Source organism: Nocardioides zeicaulis (assembly GCF_042432345.1).
Taxonomy (GTDB): domain Bacteria; phylum Actinomycetota; class Actinomycetes; order Propionibacteriales; family Nocardioidaceae; genus Nocardioides; species Nocardioides zeicaulis.
This window is the reverse complement of sequence record NZ_JBHLXH010000001.1, coordinates 1542456-1562192: the sequence shown is the minus strand read 5'-3', so window position 1 is coordinate 1562192 and position 19737 is coordinate 1542456. Positions and strand designations below refer to the sequence as shown.

At 73.0% G+C, this 19737-nt stretch carries 15 protein-coding genes; 6 read left to right on the top strand and 9 right to left on the bottom strand.

The features are described from left to right. Window positions 1–107 precede the first annotated feature (107 nt). Window positions 108–1142: a class II fructose-bisphosphate aldolase gene (fbaA, locus tag ACFFJG_RS07730; RefSeq protein WP_378518018.1), complete on the top strand. Its 1035-nt coding sequence runs from the start codon at window positions 108–110 to the stop codon at window positions 1140–1142. A 93-nt stretch (window positions 1143–1235) separates the two neighbouring features. Here fbaA and ACFFJG_RS07725 read toward each other — a convergent pair whose 3' ends face one another. The 6 genes from ACFFJG_RS07725 to ACFFJG_RS07700 all read right to left on the bottom strand — a co-directional run bounded on the left by ACFFJG_RS07725 (window position 1236) and on the right by ACFFJG_RS07700 (window position 9833). Next, the gene (locus ACFFJG_RS07725; protein ID WP_378518017.1) at window positions 1236–2753 is read right to left on the bottom strand and encodes a DHA2 family efflux MFS transporter permease subunit; all 1518 of its coding nucleotides are present in this window, start codon (window positions 2751–2753) and stop codon (window positions 1236–1238) included. Between the two features lie 142 nt (window positions 2754–2895). Beyond that, window positions 2896–4626, bottom strand: coding sequence for a monocarboxylate uptake permease MctP (mctP, locus tag ACFFJG_RS07720; protein WP_378518016.1), 1731 nt, complete (start codon window positions 4624–4626; stop codon window positions 2896–2898). Then, the gene (locus ACFFJG_RS07715) at window positions 4623–4907 is read right to left on the bottom strand and encodes a DUF3311 domain-containing protein (RefSeq protein ID WP_378518015.1); all 285 of its coding nucleotides are present in this window, start codon (window positions 4905–4907) and stop codon (window positions 4623–4625) included. The genes mctP and ACFFJG_RS07715 overlap by 4 nt, the downstream gene beginning before the upstream one ends. Before the next feature lie 87 nt (window positions 4908–4994). Then, the gene (locus ACFFJG_RS07710) at window positions 4995–6323 is read right to left on the bottom strand and encodes an SWIM zinc finger family protein (protein WP_378518014.1); all 1329 of its coding nucleotides are present in this window, start codon (window positions 6321–6323) and stop codon (window positions 4995–4997) included. Then, the gene (locus ACFFJG_RS07705) at window positions 6320–9370 is read right to left on the bottom strand and encodes a hypothetical protein (protein ID WP_378518013.1); all 3051 of its coding nucleotides are present in this window, start codon (window positions 9368–9370) and stop codon (window positions 6320–6322) included. Before ACFFJG_RS07705 ends, ACFFJG_RS07710 begins: the two co-directional genes overlap by 4 nt. Window positions 9371–9410: 40 nt before the next feature. Further along, window positions 9411–9833, bottom strand: coding sequence for a DUF3151 domain-containing protein (locus ACFFJG_RS07700; RefSeq protein ID WP_378518012.1), 423 nt, complete (start codon window positions 9831–9833; stop codon window positions 9411–9413). A 51-nt stretch (window positions 9834–9884) separates the two neighbouring features. Between ACFFJG_RS07700 and ACFFJG_RS07695 the strand changes: the two genes are divergently transcribed. Next, the gene (locus ACFFJG_RS07695; RefSeq protein WP_378518011.1) at window positions 9885–10349 is read left to right on the top strand and encodes an acyl-CoA thioesterase; all 465 of its coding nucleotides are present in this window, start codon (window positions 9885–9887) and stop codon (window positions 10347–10349) included. Window positions 10350–10474: 125 nt separating this feature from the next. Here the strand turns inward: ACFFJG_RS07695 and ACFFJG_RS07690 are convergent, their stop codons facing one another. Together ACFFJG_RS07690 and lysS are read right to left on the bottom strand one after the other, a co-directional pair. Next, entirely contained in the window at window positions 10475–11527 is a 1053-nt protein-coding gene (locus tag ACFFJG_RS07690) for a hypothetical protein (RefSeq protein ID WP_378518010.1), read from the bottom strand. Window positions 11528–11743: 216 nt separating this feature from the next. Then, window positions 11744–13429: a lysine--tRNA ligase gene (gene lysS, locus ACFFJG_RS07685; RefSeq protein WP_378518009.1), complete on the bottom strand. Its 1686-nt coding sequence runs from the start codon at window positions 13427–13429 to the stop codon at window positions 11744–11746. Window positions 13430–13744: 315 nt separating this feature from the next. Here lysS and ACFFJG_RS07680 point away from each other — a divergent pair, with 315 nt between their 5' ends. Beyond that, entirely contained in the window at window positions 13745–14725 is a 981-nt protein-coding gene (locus ACFFJG_RS07680; protein WP_378518008.1) for a helix-turn-helix domain-containing protein, read from the top strand. 21 nt (window positions 14726–14746) lie between these two features. Here ACFFJG_RS07680 and ACFFJG_RS07675 read toward each other — a convergent pair whose 3' ends face one another. Beyond that, complete coding sequence (locus ACFFJG_RS07675) at window positions 14747–15664, bottom strand: diacylglycerol/lipid kinase family protein (protein WP_378518007.1); 918 nt, start codon at window positions 15662–15664, stop codon at window positions 14747–14749. 181 nt (window positions 15665–15845) lie between these two features. Here ACFFJG_RS07675 and ACFFJG_RS07670 point away from each other — a divergent pair, with 181 nt between their 5' ends. From ACFFJG_RS07670 to purD, 3 genes are all read left to right on the top strand, one after another. Next, window positions 15846–17129 carry an adenylosuccinate synthase gene (locus ACFFJG_RS07670; protein ID WP_378518006.1) on the top strand — a complete coding sequence of 428 codons (1284 nt, stop codon included), beginning with the start codon at window positions 15846–15848 and terminating at the stop codon, window positions 17127–17129. 102 nt (window positions 17130–17231) lie between these two features. Then, complete coding sequence (locus ACFFJG_RS07665; protein WP_378518005.1) at window positions 17232–18758, top strand: hypothetical protein; 1527 nt, start codon at window positions 17232–17234, stop codon at window positions 18756–18758. Between the two features lie 76 nt (window positions 18759–18834). Beyond that, the coding region (gene purD / locus ACFFJG_RS07660) for a phosphoribosylamine--glycine ligase (protein ID WP_378518004.1) at window positions 18835–19737 on the top strand (903 nt) is incomplete at its 3' end.

Genomic DNA, 19737 nt, shown 5'->3' with positions numbered 1-19737 from the left:
CAGCCCGTGGGCGACCCGCCGGTAGCCACTAGGGTGGTCGGCGTCGGGTGGCCTCGCGTGCGCCACCCTCCGGACCACTCGTTGCACAGCTTCAGAGGAGAGCCCCGATGCCCATCGCCACCCCCGAGGTGTACGCACAGATGCTGGACGCCGCGAAGGAGAAGTCCTTCGCCTACCCGGCCATCAACGTGTCGTCCTCGCAGACCCTCAACGCCGCGCTGAAGGGCTTCGCCGACGCGGGCTCCGACGGCATCATCCAGGTCTCCACCGGCGGCGCGGAGTACCTCTCCGGCCCCTCGGTGAAGGACATGGTGACCGGCTCGGTGGCGTTCGCCGCCTACGCCGCCGAGGTCGCGAAGAACTACCCCGTCAACATCGCGCTGCACACCGACCACTGCCCCAAGGACAAGCTCGACGGCTTCGTGCGCCCGCTGCTCGACATCTCGGCCGAGCGCGTCGCACGCGGCGAGCTGCCGCTGTTCCAGTCGCACATGTGGGACGGCTCGTCCGTGCCGCTGGAGGAGAACCTCCAGATCGCCGAGGAGCTGCTCGCCAAGTGCGCCGCGGCCCACATCATCCTCGAGATCGAGGTCGGCGTCGTCGGCGGCGAGGAGGACGGCGTGGCCAACGAGATCAACGACCAGCTCTACACCACGCCCGAGGACGCCATCGCCACCATCAAGGCGCTCGGCGCCGGCGACCAGGGTCGCTACATGACCGCCCTGACCTTCGGCAACGTCCACGGTGTCTACAAGCCGGGCAACGTCAAGCTCCGCCCGGAGATCCTCAAGGCCGCCCAGGAGGCCGCCGCCTCCGAGCTCGGCCTCGGCTCCGACGCCCGCCCGTTCGACCTGGTCTTCCACGGTGGCTCCGGCTCCACGGCCCAGGAGATCAGCGACGCGGTCGACTTCGGCGTGGTGAAGATGAACGTCGACACCGACACCCAGTACGCCTTCACCCGCCCGGTCGCGGCCCACATGTTCGCCAACTACGACGGCGTGCTGAAGGTCGACGGCGAGGTCGGCAACAAGAAGCAGTACGACCCCCGCGCCTGGGGCAAGGCCGCCGAGGGCGGCATGGCCGCCCGCATCGTGGAGGCCTGCGAGAACCTGCGGTCCGCGGGCACCTCGCTCGCCGGCTGACCGGCTCACGCGCCACCGCCGAGCGGTGCGTGAGGGGGATTCCGTGAAGCGGAAACCCTCCTCACGCACCGCCCGCGGGGTCGCCGGCGGGCCTCAGTGCGGCGCGGGCTCCGCGGCGCCGGCCGGGGCCGCGTCGCGGGCGGGCGCGGCGCCGAAGTGGCGCGGGCGCTCGAAGAGCAGCACGGCGAGCAGGCCGAGCAGCAGCACCGCTGGGAGCAGGAGCAGCGACTGGGCCATCGCCTCGGTGAACGGCCCGGCGACCTGGTCGGGCAGGGTGCCGCCGCCCGCGGCACCGTCGGCGGGCGAGAACGACAGACCGTTGGCCGCGAGCCGCGCGTCGATGAGCACCGCGATCGCGGCCGAGCCCAGCACCGCGCCGACCTGGCGGGTGGCGTTGTAGACGCCCGAGCCCGCGCCTGCGCGCTGCGGCGGGAGGTTGCGGTTGGCGGTGGTGGCGAGCGGTCCCCACAGGAACGAGCTGCCCAGGCCCATCAGCGCGAAGACCAGCACCAGCTGCCACAGCGGGGTGTCGGGAGCGAGCACCGCCTGCAGCACCAGCAGCGCCACGCCGAGACCGGCGAACCCGCCCAGGGTCAGCACACGCGGGTGCACCCGGTCGGTGAGCCGGCCGGCGACAGGCGCGGCGAGGATCGAGGTGACCGCCATCGGGGCCAGCAGCAGGCCGGCCTGGGTGGGGGAGTAGCCCCGCACGAGCTGGGCCCACAGCATCAGGGGGAAGCCCATCGCGGTGAAGGCGAACGACACGGTGGTGATGGCGAGGTTGGAGACCGAGAAGTTGCGGTCGGCGAAGAGGCTCAGCGGCACCAAAGGCTCGCGCCGGTTGCGCGCCTGCCAGACGACGAACAGCGCGAGCACCACGACGCCCGCGACGATCAGCCGCCACACGGTGAACGGCCCGGCGATGGTCGACCAGTCGTACTGCTCGCCCTCCTGGATGCCGAAGACCAGCAGGAACATGCCGAGCCCGCTGAGCGCGACGCCGAGCCAGTCGAAGCGGTGCTGGTTGGTCTCGAGGCGCGGGACCAGCCGCCAGGCGAGCGCGAAGGCGATGACGCCCACGGGCACGTTGACGAAGAAGATCCACTCCCACCCGAGGGTGTCGACCAGCACGCCGCCCGCGATCGGGCCGACGAGGGTGGCGACGCCGGCGGTCGCGCCCCACAGCGCCATCGCCGAGCCGCGACGCTCGATCGGGAAGATGCGGGTGATCACCGCCATCGTCTGCGGCGTCATCATCGACGCGCCGAGGCCCTGCGCCACGCGTGCGGCGATGAGGCCCTCGATGGTCGTCGTCAGCCCGCACGCCAGCGACGCGAGCGTGAAGACCGTGAGGCCGACGAGGTAGAGGTTCTTCGGGCCGAACCGGTCGCCGAGGCGCCCGGTGATGAGCACCGGCACGGCGTAGGCCAGGAGGTAGGCCGAGGTCACCCAGACGACCTCGTTGACGCCCGCCTGGAGGTCCTCGATGATCGCCGGCGTCGCGACGGTCACGATGGTCGTGTCGACGAGGATCATGAAGAACCCGATGCACAGCGCCCAGAGGGCGGGCCACGGGTCGGTGCGCTGGGTCTCTGCTGTGGTCGCGGTCACGAGACCAGTGAACACCTGGGGTCCGACATCGATTCCCGCCGCGCATCCCCCTCGCTGGTCGAGGTGCGAGCGCAGCGAGCCTCGAGACCGGGTGGGTCTCGAGGCTCGCGCAGGCGCTCTCGCGGATCGACCAGCGGACGGCTCAGCGGGCCGGTGCGTTGCCCGGGATGTCGTCCGCGTCGCCGTAGGGCTCGTCGTGCGCCCCGTGCTCGGTGAGGTCCTTCTGCACGCGCGGGTCGTCGGCGTCGGCGAAGTAGTCGAACGGGATCGTCTCGTCCTTGCCGTTGGACACCTTCGCCGCGGTGAGGGCCAGGGTGACCACCACGGCGACCACGACGTTGAGCACGAACGCGGTGACCGCGATGTAGCCCATCTCGCCGATGCCCGGGATGAGCGCCGAGGAGCCGCCGAAGTGCTTGCCGGTGACGGGGTTGACCACCTGGTAGGCCTTGGCCGTGCCGTAGACCATGCCGACCGCCCAGCCCGCGAGCAGGCCCCAGCGGTGGAACCACCGGGTGAAGAGGCTGAACACGACGGCCGGGAAGGTCTGGAGGATCCAGATGCCGCCTAGGAGCTGGAAGTTGATCGCGTTCTGCTTGTCGAGGGTCAGCACGAAGACAAGCGCGAACGCCTTCACGAGCAGCGACATCAGCTTGGAGACCTTGGCCTCCTGCGCCGGGGTGGCGTCCTTCTTGATCCACTCCTTGTAGATGTTGCGGCTGAACGTGTTGGCCGCGGCGATCGACATGATCGCGGCGGGCACCAGCGCGCCGATCGCGATCGCGGCGAAGGCGACCCCGGCGAACCACGAGGGGAACATGTCCTCGAACAGCTGGGGGATCACCAGCTGGGCGTTCGGCTGGCCGTCGAGCCCTATCGGCTGCGTGCCGGCCGCGATCGCCACCCAGCCGAGCAGGGCCAGCAGGCCCAGCACGAAGGAGTACGCCGGCAGGATCGCGGCGTTGCGCCGGATCGTGTTGCGGCTGTTCGACGACAGCGACGCGGTCACCGAGTGCGGGTACATGAACAGCGCCATCGCGGAGCCGAGCGCCAGCGTGGCGTAGGCCCAGAAGGCGCCGGAGCCGGGGACGAACGACGACGCCGGCTTGAGGCCGGCCTCGACGGCGGCCGCGTTGTTGGCGTCCATCTTGTCCTGCGCGGCCCCGAAGATCGCCTCCCAGCCACCGACCTTCCCGGGCAGGTAGATGACCGCGACGATGATGACGAGGTAGATCAGGATGTCCTTCACGAAGGCGATGACCGCCGGTGCGCGCAGGCCGCTGGAGTAGGTGTAGGCCGCGAGCACCGCGAAGGCGATGAACAGCGGCGCGTCCTTCGCCACGACGTTGTCGCCGCCGCCCAGGCCGGAGACCTCGAGCACCGCCTGGATGCCGACGAGCTGGAGGGCGATGTAGGGCATCGTCGCCACGAACCCGGTCACGGCCACCGCGAGCGAGAGGGTGCGGTCGTCGTACCGGCCGCGCACGAAGTCGGCGGTGGTGACGTAGCCGTGGCGGTGGCTCACCGACCACAGCCGCGCCATGAAGATGAAGATGATCGGGTAGAGGATGATCGTGTAGGGCACGGCGAAGAAGCCGGCCACGGCGCCGGTCGCGAACATCGCGGCCGGCACGGCGACGAAGGTGTAGGCCGTGTAGAGGTCGCCGCCGAGCAGGAACCACGTGATCCACGTGCCGAAGGTGCGCCCGCCGAGGCCCCACTCCTCCAGCGACTCCATCGACTCCGCGCGCTTGAAGCGCGAGGCCATGAAGCCGGCGACGGTGACCAGCAGGAACAGCACGATGAGGACGGCGAGGGCGACGCCGTTGACGCCGCCGGTGTCGGCGGCCATGACCGTCAGGTGCGGCGTCATCGGTCCTCACCGACCTTGTGGGTGGTCAGGCCGCGGGCCGACAGCGTGAGCTTGTAGGCCGTCCAGGTCAGGCCGGAGCAGATGAAGACCCAGAGGAACTGGTACCAGAAGAAGAACGGGAAGCCCCACAGCTCGGGGGCGTCCTTGGCGTACGACGGCACCCACAGGAGGGCGACGATCGGGATGACGAGCAGGACGGCGGCGATGGCCATCTTGATCTTGTCGGTCGGGGGTGGCCCCTGCTCGGGGCGCTGCTGAGGTGGTGTGTTCCCGGATTTCACCCGCGCGACCTTACTCCCGGAGTGACCGCCGTCACCCACCCCTCGCGGTGGCGCGACCAGCGGCCGGTCCGACGCGACGAACGGTCGTCACGAGGTGGTGAGGAGCACCGCGAGGACGTGCTTGCAGGGCCCGCGGCCGGCGGCGTGGCTGTCGGCCCACGGACACGTGCAGACCAGATCGGGTTCGGTCGAGCCACGCACGGTGTGCTCGTCACCGCGGCTGCCGCGCACGCTCCACACGCCCGGGCCCGACGGGCGTACGCCCCCGGTCCCCGCGAGCTCGTGCGCGTGCCGCAGCCGCGGGTTGCGACGGATCACCTTCTCCCCGTCGGACGGGAGCTCGCGGTGGAACCACGCACCCTCCGTCAGGTCGTGGCCGAGGCGCCCGGACGCGGCCAGCCAGGCCAGGCCGGCGTCGACCTCCTCCGCTGGTAAGCCTGAGCGCTCGGACAGGACGGTGGCGTCGACGACGGGTTCCCACCCGAGAACGTCCAGGAGGGCGCGTCCGTGCTGCTCGCCCCGACGGCTCGCCAGGCGCAGCAGCAGTCCGCCCTCGCCGGAGAATCCGCGGTAGGGGTGGGCGGTGAGGACCAGCGTGAGGCGAGCGCCGGGCAGCTCGAAGACCCACGCGGTGGCCCCGAACGCGTCGCGATGGACGGTCAGCCGGCGCGCAAACCGCAGGACCCGGTCCATGCCGCGCAGCCGGGTCGCACCGGGGACCTCGATCGAGCCCGGCAGCGACCGGGGGAGCACCCGCGCGGCGCCGTCGCGGACCAGGAGGTGGACGACCGGCCCGGGCGACCCGGAGCGCGGCAGGTCGCGGGCGAGCCTCTGGACGGCGGCGCCGGTGAGCTCCGCCTGCCGCGTCATCGTCGCGCTGACCGAGGGCACCTCGGCAAGGCCGCGGACCCACCGGTCCGGCAGGGTGACCTTGCGCTCCACGTGGGCCTCGTCCGGCGTGCTCGCCCGGAGCTCGTCGGGGCCGACCGAGAGGTGCAGCAGGTCGGCCCCGCCCATCCTGGCGAGCGCCGACCGCAGCGGCTGGTTGATGTCGACGTTGGTCGTTCCGAACCCGACCTCGCCGCCGTCGAGGCCGTCGGGCAGCACGTCGAGCCGCGCGTGAACGGAGTTGCACCCCGAGAACGACTCGAACCGCAGCCGGTCGCCGCTCGCCGTCACGACCGGGTCGAGGCTCGCGAGCCGCTGCGCCAGCCCGAGGTCGGCGTACGTCGTCGCGGCGACGTCGGCGACCGCGAGGAGCCCGGCCGCGAACACCCGTGGGTGCGCCGGGAAGCCGCTGAAGAAGACCGGCCGCTCCACCAGTCCGTCCGGCGTGAGCGCGGTGGCGGTCTCGAGCCCGAGCCGTCGTCCGGTGGGACCGTCGACGAGCGCGGAGGCCGCGCCGTAGCCGCTCACGCGCCCGCCAGGAAGGCGGGAACGTGCTCGGGCGGGACCTCGTGCGTCCGCCTGCGCAGCACCTCGACCAGCGCGTCGAGGTCGGCCGGTCGCTCGCCGCGGGCCAGGCCCGCCTCCACGACCGCCACCGCGACGGGCCACAGGCCGCGCAGCGCACCGCGGAGCATCGCCCGCTCCCAGCCGAGCGCGCCGGCCGGATCGGGCACGCCCTCGTCCCACCGCTGTACGGCCGCTGCCGCCGCGACGGCGGGGTCGAGACGTCCCTGGTCCTGCAGGCGGACGAGGAAGGTGAAGGTGGGGTGTTGGATGGCGTTCGACGACGGGTCACCTAGCGCGTCGAGCAGGGTGCGCCACGCGGTCACCCCGAGCGCGCCGCCGACGTCAGCCGGGCTCTCCCGCGGGTCGACGCCGTGTCGCAGGCACAGGTCGACCCGGCCCGGCAGCACCTCGCTGTCTCCCCACGGGTGCCAGGCGGGACCGTCGTCGACACCCAGGTCGGCCAGTGCAACGAGCGACCGCCAAGGCACGGCGCAGGTCCCGGAATAGTGCCACGCGCCGCGGCCAACCCCGGGCTGCGGTGTCAGCCTGAGACCGCCTTCGGCGACCCAGCGCTCCACGACGTCGTACGCCTGCTCGGGCGGGCCGACCGTCCCGGCGAGGCTGCCGTCGATCGTGGCGCCGGCGCCGGGGGGGCGCAGGTGACGGAGGTCCGGCCGGAGCCGTCCGAGGGCCAGTCGCAGGTCGAGCGGCCCGACGAGCGGGGCGGAGGCGAGACGCTCCCAGAGGCGGGCCAGGCCCAGGCTGCCGTCGACCACGTCGGGCGAGCTGACCACGCGTCCGCCCCGCTCCAGCACGAGCAGCACCTCACAGGTGTGGAGGAACTGGAAGCGGAGCAGCGCCGTCAACCACCTGTCCGACCACCATGCAGGCATCACCGGCGGGTCGTGCTGCACCGCGTCGGCGAGGGTCCAGGAGCGCGCCTTGGTGTGTGCCTCGGAGCTCCCGAGCTCCGCACGCCATCCCTCGGCGAGGTCGTCGACGGTGCGAGTGCTGCGGGCGATGGACCAGTAGGACTCAGTCGTGAGCAGGCCGCGCGCCCAGAACTGCACAGCCTCCGACCTCGCCGAGGGGCTGAACGGGACCTGTGCCGCTGCCACCCGCTCGCGGACCACCTCGACGCCGTGCTCGGCCACCAAGGCGCCCAGCTCGTCGAGGAGAAGGGACGACAGGACTTGGCGCCGCACGGCGCTGGAGACGCGGTGGCCGTGCGGGCTGTCGACGATGCGCTGGCCGATGCTGTCGAGGTCGCGCGTCGGCGGGTGGGCCAGCTCCCACGGGCCCGGCTCGCTCCCCTCGCGCCAGAGCCCGAGCGGACGCGGAGGGTCGCTGTCCGGACTGGTGGTCGCGCCGGTCAGCGCGAGCAGTCGCTGGGCCTCGAGAGCCGTCTTCGACCGACCTGCCGCGAGTCGCGCGACCGCGGCGGGCAGCTCGACCGGGCGCGGGACCTCGACGGCATAGGTCGCGAGCAGGCCCAGCAGCCGGTCGAGGCCCGCGACCGTGCGCGGACGCTCCGCACACAGCGCGACCACCTCGAGGGCGACGGGCCAGGCGGACCTCATGGCACCGCCCAGGAACAACGGCTCGAGCAGCGCCACCGCCCGCACCGGGCTCAGCGCACCCTCCAGCCCGACCTCCTGGACGGTCGCGACAAGCCCGTCGGTGATGTCGCCGACAGCGGCCGCGTCGAGCATCTCGTCGACCATCTCGTCGACCCACTCGCGGGCGGAGCGGGGGTTCCTGACGCTCAGGCACGACCGGGTGCGTTCTCGCAGCCAGAGGTTGTTGGCCCAGCGTGCGGTCTCACGGTCGACGGGCTCGCGCGGCCTGAGGTCCCACAATCCGAGAGCGACGGGGGCCTGGGGCTCGGCACGGGTCGTCCCGCCGAGCGCCGTCCGCGCCGCGTCGTACCTCGCCCTGGTCGACACGTCGTCGTCGGAGTCGGCCAGCAGCTCGACCGCCTCCAGCAGGGCGGCGTGGTCGACGCGGGTGCCGAGAGCGTCGGGTGCCAGAGCCTTCAGGAGCGTGCGCCGTACGTTCTTCTGGGCCCGCGGCGCGACGACGCGGGCCAGCTCCACGACGTCCTCCTCGGTCTGCACGGACCCGATGGCCAGGTCCAGCACGGGGGCCACGGCCGAGTCGTGGCTGGACGACAGGATGCTCAGCAGGAGGTCGAGCCCGCCGGGCACCTCGTCGGCGCGTACCTCTAGCGCGGTCAGGACCCCGGCGAGCGCCTTCTGGGCCGATGGCTTCTGCCCGGCGGTCAGCTGCTCGAGGGCGACGGTGAGGGTGCGGTCGCGGTCGATGAGCCCCTTCGCGACGAGGGTCGGCAGGACCTGCCCGAAGGCCGGCCAGCCGCCCACCTCGCCGGAGGCGAGCTGCAGGTAGACGACGTCGGGGAGCAGGGAGTCGGCGAGGAGGTGGTCGAGGGTCGGCTCGTGGTCGGTCCACCTCGACGGCTCGACCTGGCCACGCACCTCCCGGATCCAGCCCTCGTGGAAGAGCCGACCTCTGGGCACCGGCAGCCCGTGCGCCCGCACGACCGCGTCCAGCAGCAGCCGGACCGTGCCGGACCCGCGGGCCGACGGGCGGACGGCGTCGGCGGCCGTGGCGAACGCCTCCGCCCACGCGCGGTCACGGTCGACGACGGACGGCACCACCTCGCGGAGCTGCTCGTCGGTGAGGTGGGTCAGCTCGGCCGAGAACGCCTTCACCGTCGCGACCGGGGCTCCCAGTCGGGCCCAGGTCACGAGTCGGGCGAGCCGCATCCGCTGGACGGCGGCGTAGGTGCCGCGGTGGGCGCGGTCACCCAGCTCCTCCGGGTACGGGTAGCCGTCCAGGTCGTGGGTGCCCGTCACCCACCGCCGTGCTGCCGTGAGGTCGGACCCCGTCAGCGCGTCGACGTACGAGCCCAGGGCCTCGAGGTCCCCGGCGAGCACCAGCGCGCGCAGGCGTGCTCCGACGTCGGTCGTGCCCGTGTCCCCCGTCACCCGGCGCAGCCTAGGCGCCCCGACCGCCGGCGTCAGCGGTTCAGTCGAGGAGGGCGTCGGCCGCCGCGGGGCTGGAGTCGCGCAGGAAGGTCGAGCAGCGCTCCCACTCGTCGGTCTCGCCGATGGCGCGGGCGGCGAGCGCGAGGAGCGCGAGCGCCGTGAGGAAGCCGCGGTTGGGCTCGTGCTCCCACGGCACCGGGCCGTGGCCCTTCCAGCCGTTGCGGCGCAGCATGTCGAGGGAGCGGTGGTAGCCGACGCGCGCGTAGGCGTAGACCGTCACGTCGTCGGCACCCTGCTCCTTGGCCTGCGCGGCCAGCGCGGCCCAGGCGGCCGGCGAGGCCGGGTGCTGGCGCACGACGGCGGCCGGCTGCTCGCCCCCGGCCAGGGCGGCGTCGGCGGGGTCGGCGGGCAGACGGGTGGGCGGGGGACCTGCCATGAGGTCGCCGCCGAACGAGCTGGTCATGGCCCCACCCTAGGACCCGGCCGGTCGGTGCGGTCGTGGAGGATCCTCCCCATGGGCCAGACCTTCACGACCGAGATCCAGGCGCGCTACCGCGACATCAACCTCGCCGGGCACGTCGACAACGTCGAGGCCGTCCGCGTGCTCGACGAGGCCCGCTACGAGTTCCTCCGCTTCGCGCACCTGCCCGGCCTGCCCGCCGACGCGACCGGCCTGCTCCACGGCGTCGCCCCCGGCGTCTCCGAGCTCGTGGCCTCCCAGACCATCGAGTACCACTCCGAGATGCGCTTCGTGCCCTACCAGCCCTTCCTCGCCTCGCTCTGGGTCTCGCGGGTCGGGCGCTCGTCCTTCACCGTCTCCGCCGAGCTCCGCGTCGACGCCGCCGGCGGCCCGGCCGCCGTCTGGGAGTGCGTCAACGTCCTCTGGGACCACCACGCCGCCTCCGCCTGGACCATCAGCGACCCCGTCCGCGCCGACCTGATGGCCTACGACGGCCCTCCCGCCGCCTTCCGCCGCTGACCCCGGCCCCCCGCCACCGTCTCTCGGCATCCATGCCTCGACTCGAGCGGAGACATCTCCGCTCGACGCACGCCATAGCGTGCGTCTAGCGTCAACGGCTGTGTCCTAGTTCGCCCCGGACGGCGTCACGCCGCGGCGCAGAACTCGGACGTCCACAGGGTCGTGGCGCGACGTCGCGGGTGGTTCGCAGCGAACTCGAGCTGCTCGGGGGTGGGCGTCCGTCCGAACCGCGCCACGGTGACCGCGTACTCGCGGAGGAGCCGCTCGCGTGCCCGCTCCCAGCCCGGTTCGAAGCAGTCCGCCCACACGATGCGGGACATGCCGAAACCCTCGGCGCAGACGTCCGTACGTCGGGCCTGCTGCTTCCACACCACGTCCTCGGGCGACTCCTGGGCCACACCGCCCCTCGCGACCGGCACCAGCTTCAGCCTCCCTTCGCACTCGAAGAAGTGACAGCCGACCCGGATGTCGCACCACACGACGCGGTCGCCGGCAATGCGCACGGCGAACTGCGTGTCGACGTCCCCGATGTCGAGCGACGCCACGAGCTCACGACCGAGCGTCTCCAGCACGGACTCCGCGCCCGGGTCGGAGTCAGCCAGGGCAACCCTCGCCCGCGCGATGTGCGGGTGGTGCCGCATGCGCGCGAGCTCGGCCTCGAGGTCGGACCGTGGGACGCCGAGGCGGCGCACGGCGTCGATGGCGACCGTCCCGTGGCGATAGCCGTGCCACCGAGCGATGTCGATCGCGGTGCGTGCGTAGGAGGTCGTGAGCACGTCGTCGACCCGCTCGACGCACAATGGCAGGAGATCCCGGTGCCGGGTGAGGCCGCTGTTCGTACGGCTGCCGCGTGGCCCGAAGAGGGTGAGGTGGCTCGCGGGCGTGGACGTGTCGAGGGTGGCGATGCCCAGGACGCGGGCGGCCGAGTCGTGGCTCAGGATGGCCGGCCGGCGCGAGGACAGCGCGGCGGCGTGGTCCTTCAGCAGCCACTTCGCCGACAGGCCGAGGGGAGCGAGCAGCGAGCGTTCGCAGTAGACGCCGAGCCGCACCACGGCCCACTCGCCGTCGGGTCTGGTGAGCGCTGCCACCTCGCGCTCGCTGTAGCCGGACCTGAGCGCCTGGGCGCGGGTGAAGATCCCATGCTGTCGAACGGCGGTGGCGTGGAGGGCTGGTCTCATGACGGCGACCATCGCCGCGCTCGTCGGCGTACGCGACCGGTGCAGGTCGGCGCCTGTGGACAGAGGTCGGCGAGCGCTCGCTGTGGACGGCAACCGGCCCGCCCCGCTGCCGTGAGCCCGGACTAGACGCACGCCGTTGACGCTGGACGCACGCCATGGCGTGCGTTGAGCGGAGAATGCTCCGCTCGACCCCGCCCGTTGACGGGCGGTCGCCCGTCAGGCGCCGAGGAGCCGGCGCACCTTCTCGGTCCCGAGGGCGAGGACGAGGGTGGGGAGGCGGGGGCCGCGGTCGGCGTCGACGAGGAGGTTGTAGAGGAGGCGGAAGAAGTCCTTCTGGTCGGCCTTCACCTCGTCGGTGGGGGCGTCGTCGAAGCCGAGGCCACGGGCCACCTTGGGGGTGCCGTAGACCACGGCCGTCACCTCGTCGAGGTCGCCGTCGTCCGGCAGCCGGTCGAGGAAGATCCGCAGCCAGAGCTCCTCGTCCTCCGACAGCGACGAGAGCCGCGCGGTGTCGGGCGTCTCGCGCACGGTCGTGCGCTCGGAGGCCGGGACGTGCTCGGCGGTCCACTGCATCGCCTTGGTCAGGCGCGGCTCGAGGTCGTCGACCGACGCGTGCGGGAAGCCGGAGGACTCCACGATGCGCGAGATGAGGGCGGCCGAGCCCGCGGTCACGTCGGCCACCGACGACAGCGTGCGGAACGGCACCGGGACCGCGGGCGTCGGGAGCGTGCCGGCGGAGGCCGTCGCCGAGGCGCGGTGCCAGGCCAGGGTCGCGACGTCAGCCTTCTCGGGGTCGGCGGCCTTGCGGCCCAGCGCGTCCCACTCGTCGTAGAGCCTCACGACCGCGGGGCCGAAGTCGATGTCGAAGGCCTGGGTGGGCGCGCGCCGGACGTAGAGCCAGCGCAGCATCGGCGCCTCGAGGACGCGCAGGGCGTCGGTCGCGGTCGGCACGCCGCCGGCCGATGACGACATCTTCTGCACGCCGGCGAAGCCGACGAAGGCGTAGATCACCCGGGCCGGGGCGCGCCAGTCGAAGATCGACGGCGCGATCTCGGTGCCGACGGTGTAGGACGAGCCGGGCGTCATGTGGTCGCGGCCGGCCGGCTCGAAGTTCACCTTCTCGAACGCCCAGCGCATCGGCCAGTCCACCTTCCACACCAGCTTGCCGTCGGTGTCGGTGGAGAGGTCGGTCGTGCCGGAGAAGCCGCACGCGCTGCAGGTGTAGGACAGCGTCGTGGTGGCGTCGTCGTACGCCGTGGTGGTGACCGTGTCGCGCCCGCACTCGCGGCAGTAGGGCCGGTAGGGGAAGCGCGCGATCGCGTCGTCACCGCCCGCGGAGGGGGCGGGCGCCTCGTCGTCGTTGGCGACCGAGTCGGCGAGGTCCGCGGCCTCCTGGTCGGAGGCGTCCTCGGCCGGGGCGACCTTCTTGGTGCGGTGCCTGGCCAGCACGGCCTCGATCTCGTCGCGGCGGGAGACCGCCAGCAGCACCTGCTCGCGGTAGGCGCCGGCGGTGTACATCTCGGTCTGGGAGACCTCCTCCATCTCCACGCCGAGCTGGCGCAGCGACTCCTGGAGGGGTGCCTTGAAGTGGGCGGCCCAGCTGTCGTGGCACTCCCACGGGTCGGGCACGGCGGTCAGCGGGCGCCCGATGTGCTCGGCCCACTCCGCCGGGACGCCGGCGGGGACCTTGCGGAAGCGGTCGTAGTCGTCCCACGAGTGCAGGTGGCGCACCGGGACGCCGCGACGGCGCAGCTCCTCGGCGACGAAGTGGGGCGTGATGAACTCGCGCAGGTTGCCGAGGTGGATCGGGCCACTGGGGGAGGCGCCGGAGGCGACCGTGACGAGGTTGCCCTCGCCGGCGTGGCGTACGGCGTCGTCCGCCGCCCGCGTCACCCAGTCCACCGGATCGCCCTGTCGTCCACCTCGTGCCATGCGCAGAGGTTATCGGGGCTGGGCCGAGGGACCGCGCCGGAGGGCAGGGGTGGGACGCCGGTGGGGCCGAGAGGTGAAAGGGCGTCGGAGCCGCTGTTCCCGAGGGGCGTCGGAGCCGTCCCCCGTGGCGGCTCCGACGCCACCACTCGTTGGTCCGTGCTCGGACAAGTCCACGCAGTCACCCCCGCGTCCGCGTGGAATCCCCGAGTGGTTCGGCAGGATCATGCCACTTCGGCGGCTCAGATTGCTGTCCCTAAGTGGCCGATGGCACTAAGATGCCAGACCGTGGCGAGGGGCGAGGACGCGTGGCTGGCGGCGGCGTTCGGCATGACCGAGCAGATGGAGCCGCTCTACCGGCGCATCCTGCCCGGCTCGGGCCTGACCCTGGCGCAGGTGGCCGCGAGCATGGCGCTCCCGGTCGACGACCTCCTCGACCAGCTGGCGCCCCTGGTCGCGTTGAGCGTGGTGGCCGTCGAGGACGGCGTGCTGCACGTCGTCGACCCGGCCACGGCCACGAGCCGGGCGCTGGCCCAGCAGGCCGAGAAGCTGCTCGTCGCGAGCCGTGAGCTGATGCGCCTGGCCGACGTGCTGCCGGCGCTCGGCGAGCCGCGCGACGAGCGGATGCCGCAGGAGCAGGTCATCGACGGCGACGTCTCGGCCATGGCCGACGTGCCGGCCACGATCGCGCAGTGGGTGCGCGAGAACCGGGGCGACCTGAGCTTCCTGCGCCCCGACCAGTGGCGCTTCCCGAGCGAGTCGGAGATGGCGGTGGCCGTCGGCAACGCCATCCGGTCCGGGCGGCGCGTGCGCGCGATCTACCCCGCCCGTGCGCTCACCGAGGCGCCCGAGGTGCTGCGCACCCGCGCGGAGATCGGCGAGGAGATCCGGGTGGTCCCGAGCGTCCCGACCCGCCTGGTCGTGGTCGGCCCGCGCCGCGCGATCGTTCCCGAGCCGCTGGGCGTCGGCGCCGAGCACCGCGTCGTGGTGCGCCAGGCGGCCGTCGTCGGCATGTTCCAGGCGTACTTCGACGAGCTCTGGGACCGTGCCGGCCACGTCGACGCGCGGGCCGGGCGGCTGCCCCCACGCGACCAGCGACGGATGCTGCTGGCCGAGCTGGCCGACGGCGTCAAGGACGAGCAGATCGCCCGCAACCTCGACGTCAGCCTGCGCACCGTGCGCCGCCGGGTCGCCGACCTCATGGACCAGCTCGACGTCGACACGCGGTTCCAGCTCGGCGTCGAGGCAGCCCGCCGCGGCTGGCTGTAGGCGTCCCGGGATCAGGCGGGGTCAGGCGGGCGGGAGGATCATCCGGTACGCCGCGGCCTCCAGGCGCCAGCTGCGGCTGCGCTCGGGACCGGAGATCTCGCCGTCGGCCGAGAGCCAGAACTCCTCGCCGCTGACCTTGACCGAGCGCCCGCGCAGCGTCACGACGTCGTCGCGCTGGTCGTGGGTGCCCCGGCTGAGGCCGATGACGTACCCGATCTTGGCGGTCGGCCTCACCGCGCGGCTGATCATCACGTCGAGGCGCCCGTCCTCGGGGTCGGCGTCGGGGTTGAGCTCGGTGCCGCCGCCGACGTTGCCGCCGTTGCCGATGGCGACCATCAGCACGGGCCGGTCGACGTCGTTGACGACCTCGCCGTCGATCTCCACGCGCAGGCGCCAGTTGGGCGGGTGGAAGGCCGACAGCGCGGCGCCGATCGGGTAGCCGAGCTTGCCGAGGTTGACCTTGCCGACGCCCACGGCGCCGAGCCGGGTCTTCCACTTCGCGCCCTTGCGGCTGGCCTGGGCGCCGACCCCGACGTGGACGTTGTTGACCACGACGTTGCCGGTCTCGTCGAGGAGGAGGTCGACCGGGCGGGCCTCGCCGTGGAGCACCAGGCGGGCGGCGTCGGCGATCTCGAGCGGGATGTCGTTGCCGCGGGCGAAGTCGTTGCCGGTGCCCATCGGCAGCAGCGCGAGGGTCGTGCCGGCGAGCTCGCGGCGCTTGTGCAGCGCGGTGACCACCGCGTGCATGCTGCCGTCGCCTCCGGCGACCACGACCGTACGACCGCCGGCGCGGTGGAGCACGCCGTCGAGCTCACCGGGGTTGGAGGTCCGCGCGACCTCGACCGACGCCTCGTCGCGCAGGACCGACAGCGCCTCGGCGAGGTTCTCGTCGTCGGAGGTGCCGGCCCCGGAGTTGGTGATGACGAGGAACGAGCGCACGGCCGGACACTAGCCGACCCCGACGACCGGCATCACCACCCCTGCGGTCCGCCGCCCGGTCGCGGCCGCGAGCGGCGGGGCGGGGGTGCGGTAGCGTGTGGCCGCAAGAGCCCCGGCGCCTTGTGCCGGGGTTCTCTGCATTTCGTCCGCAGTGACCGCTCTGACCAACAGGAGGGCTGAGATGCCCGCAATCGTCGTGCTCGGTGCCCAGTGGGGTGACGAGGGCAAGGGCAAGGCCACCGACCTGCTCGCCACCACGGACCCGATCGACTTCGTCGTCCGCACCAGCGGCGGCCACAACGCCGGCCACACCATCGTCGTCAACGGCGAGAAGTACGCCACCCACCTGCTGCCGAGCGGGATCCTCACGCCGGGCGCCACCTCGGTGATCGCCAACGGCGTCGTGGTCTCGCCCGAGGCGCTGTTCCGCGAGCTCGACGGCCTCGTCGCGCGCGGGGTGGAGGTCGCCGACCTCAAGGTCAGCGCCAACGCCCACGTCATCGCCAGCTACCACGCGACGATCGACAAGGTCACCGAGCGGTTCCTCGGCAAGAACCAGATCGGCACGACCGGCCGCGGGATCGGGCCGGCGTACGCCGACAAGATCAACCGCGTCGGGGTGCGGGTCGCCGACCTGTTCGACGAGAAGATCCTCACGCAGAAGGTGGAGGCCGCGCTCGACGTGCGCAACCACCTGCTCACCAAGGTCTACAACCGCCGCGCGATCGAGGTGGAGGCGGTCGTCGAGGAGCTGACGTCCTACGCCGAGCGGCTGCGACCGATGGTCTGCGACACCTCGCTGCTGCTCAACCAGGCGCTCGACGCCGGCCAGACGGTGCTCTTCGAGGGCGCCCAGGCCACGATGCTCGACGTCGACCACGGCACGTACCCCTTCGTCACCTCCTCCAACCCGGTCGCCGGCGGCGTGTGCGTCGGCGCGGGCATCGGCCCCACCCGCATCGACCGGGTCATCGGCGTGATCAAGGCCTACACGACGCGCGTCGGCTCCGGTCCGTTCCCGACCGAGCTCTTCGACGACGACGGCGTGCAGCTCCAGCAGCTCGGCGGCGAGATCGGCGTCTCGACCGGTCGCACCCGCCGCTGCGGCTGGTACGACGCCGTGGTCGCCCGCTACGCCAGCCGGGTCAACGGCCTGACCGAGCTCTTCCTCACCAAGCTCGACATCCTCGGGGCGTGGGACCGGATCCCGGTCTGCGTGGCCTACGAGATCGACGGCCAGCGGGTCGAGGAGATGCCGATGACGCAGACCGAGTTCCACCACGCGAAGCCGGTCTACGAGTACTTCGAGGGCTGGGGGTCCGACATCTCCGGGTGCCGCAGCTTCGAGGAGCTGCCGAAGAACGCGCAGGTCTACGTGCAAGCGCTCGAGGAGATGTCCGGCGCGAAGATCTGGGGCGTCGGCGTCGGGCCCGGCCGCGAGCAGACCCTGGTAGTCCACCCCTAGCCGGCGGGCGCGGCGAGCCGCGGAATGGGGGTGCTGGCCCCCCTCGCGCTCGGGGTGTTCCGGTCCTAGCGTGGACGGGTCCTCACCCACCAGGAGCCCACCGTGCGCGCACCTCGTCACCTCGTCCGCAGCCTGACCCTCACGACGGCGGTCGCCGTCGCTTCCCTCGCCGGCGTCGCGCCGTCGACCGGTGCCGTGCACCAGGACCCGAGCCCGCCCCACGCCGCCAAGCCCCCCGCTGACCCGACCACCGTGGTCGCGGTGGCCGGTCCGGGACAGTCGTTCGGCGGTCCGGCCGTCCTGACGACCTCGACGCGGGTCTCGCTGATGAGCTACTACCGCCAGGGCCCCGGCGTCGCTCGGGTGCTGGAGCTGCAGCGCCAGAGCGGCGCGTCGGACTGGACGCCGGTCGCGCTGCCGCAGGGCGGGCTCGACACCTTCGGCTCGCCGTCGCTGGTGCAGGACCCCGCCACCGGCCGCATCCTGCTCACCGCCTCGGCCGACGCGTCGGGCGACCTGGCCGGCACGCTCGGCACCTACCTGTGGTGGTCGGCCGACCAAGGCGTGACGTGGTCTGCGCCGATCAGGGTGTGGAACTCGTTCGGGGTCGGCGACGCCGCGCCCGACGGCACCGGCGGCTTCTGGACGACGGTCGGGCAGACCGACGCGCTCATCGCCCACGTCCCGGCCGGCTACGCGATGCAGACGACCCCGTCGGGCGCCGTCCGGCTGACCGACAAGCTGGGCAGCCGCGGCGCGACCGGGCTCGTCACGGCTGGCGCCGCCAGGACGCCGGTCTTCGGCTTCTACTCCACGAGCGGCGTGTACGCCCACCGCGGAGCGACCTACGACCCCGGCCTGGACACCCAGGTCTTCGGCGCCGGCAGCCTCGGCAGCCTGCTGGGGGTCGCGGGCGACTCCTCCGGCGCTGCTCTCGCGACCTCGCACACGCCGGGGTACGCCGCCTCCGGCACGAGCGCGCTCTGGGTCCGCAGCCTCGACCCGACGACCGGGGCGCTCAGCGACGAGCGCCGGCTGAGCACCGGGCAGGCGCTGTTCTTCCAGCTCCGCGCGCTGCCGTCCGGTCGTGGGCCGGCCGCCATCTGGCGCGACAACGGTGACAGCGACCTCTACGTCGCCCGCGCAAGCGGCGGCGTGGACGGCACCTGGTCGACGAGCACGGTGATCGACGACGAGGCCGACGCCGTCAGCTACTACGCCTACCTCGACGTCTCGGACGGCTGGGCGGTCGGGCTCGGCAACCGCGACAGCGACTCAGCCGCCGTCGTCTGGGCCGCCGACGCCAGCCCCCGGACGGTCGACCCGACGCTCGCGCGCAAGGGCCGGGCGTCGTACTCCGCGAAGTCGGGCACGCTCGCGATCCGCACCACGGTCAACACTCCCGGCCGCATCAAGACCGTCGCCACCGTCACCGCCCCGGGGCGGAAGCCGACCAAGGTCGCGCGCGCGGTGAGGTCCACCGGCTACGGCACCTACACGACCAAGGTGAAGGTGCCGAAGGCCGCGCGCGCCCTGCTGCGCTCCGTGCCGAAGGCGCGGGTCACGCTGTCCGTCACCTTCGTCAACAGTGCGGGGAAGGCGAGGCTGCGGGCCGCGGTGAAGGCCTGACGGGCAGGCCCGTGACGCCGTTGCGGGCCGGGACGCGCACGCGACCGGCCCCGGTGCGCCGATAGGGTCGACGCCCGTGAAGACCCTCGTCATCGGCACCGGCGGCCGCGAGCACGCGCTCGCGCTCGCGCTCTCCCTCGACCCGGCGGTCGCGGAGGTCCACGCCGCGCCCGGCAACCCCGGCATCGGCGAGGTCGCCACGCTCCACGACGTCGACCCGATGGACGGCGACGCAGTGGCGGCGCTGGCCACCTCGATCGGCGCCGACCTGGTCGTCGTGGGCCCCGAGGCCCCGCTCGTCGCCGGTGTCGCGGACCCGGTCCGGGCGGCGGGCATCGCGGTCTTCGGGCCCTCGCGCGCGGCCGCGCGCCTCGAGGGGTCCAAGGCGTTCTCCAAGGACGTGATGGCGCGCGCCGGCGTGCCGACGGCCGGTTCGCGCACCTGCACGACGGCCGAGGAGGTGGCGGCCGCGCTCGACGCCTTCGGCGCGCCCCACGTGGTCAAGGACGACGCCCTCGCCGCGGGCAAGGGCGTCGTGGTGACCAACGACCGCGAGGAGGCGCTCGCCCACGCGGCGGGCTGCGAGCGGGTGGTGGTCGAGGAGTTCCTCGACGGACCCGAGTTCTCCCTGTTCGTCGTCTGCGACGGCGAGGTCGGCCGCCCGCTCCAGCCGGCGCAGGACTTCAAGCGGATCTTCGACGGTGGCCGCGGCCCCAACACCGGCGGCATGGGCTCCTACTCGCCGCTGCCCTGGCTGCCCGACGGCACCGTCGGCAAGGTCATGGCGGAGGTCGTCGCCCCCACGCTCGCCGAGATGCGGCGCCTCGGGGCGCCGTTCGTGGGCTGCCTCTACGTCGGCCTCGCGCTCACCGCGACCGGACCGCGGGTCATCGAGTTCAACTGCCGCTTCGGCGACCCCGACGTGCAGCCCGTCCTCGCGCTGCTGACCTCCCCGCTGGGCGCGCTGCTCAAGGCGGCC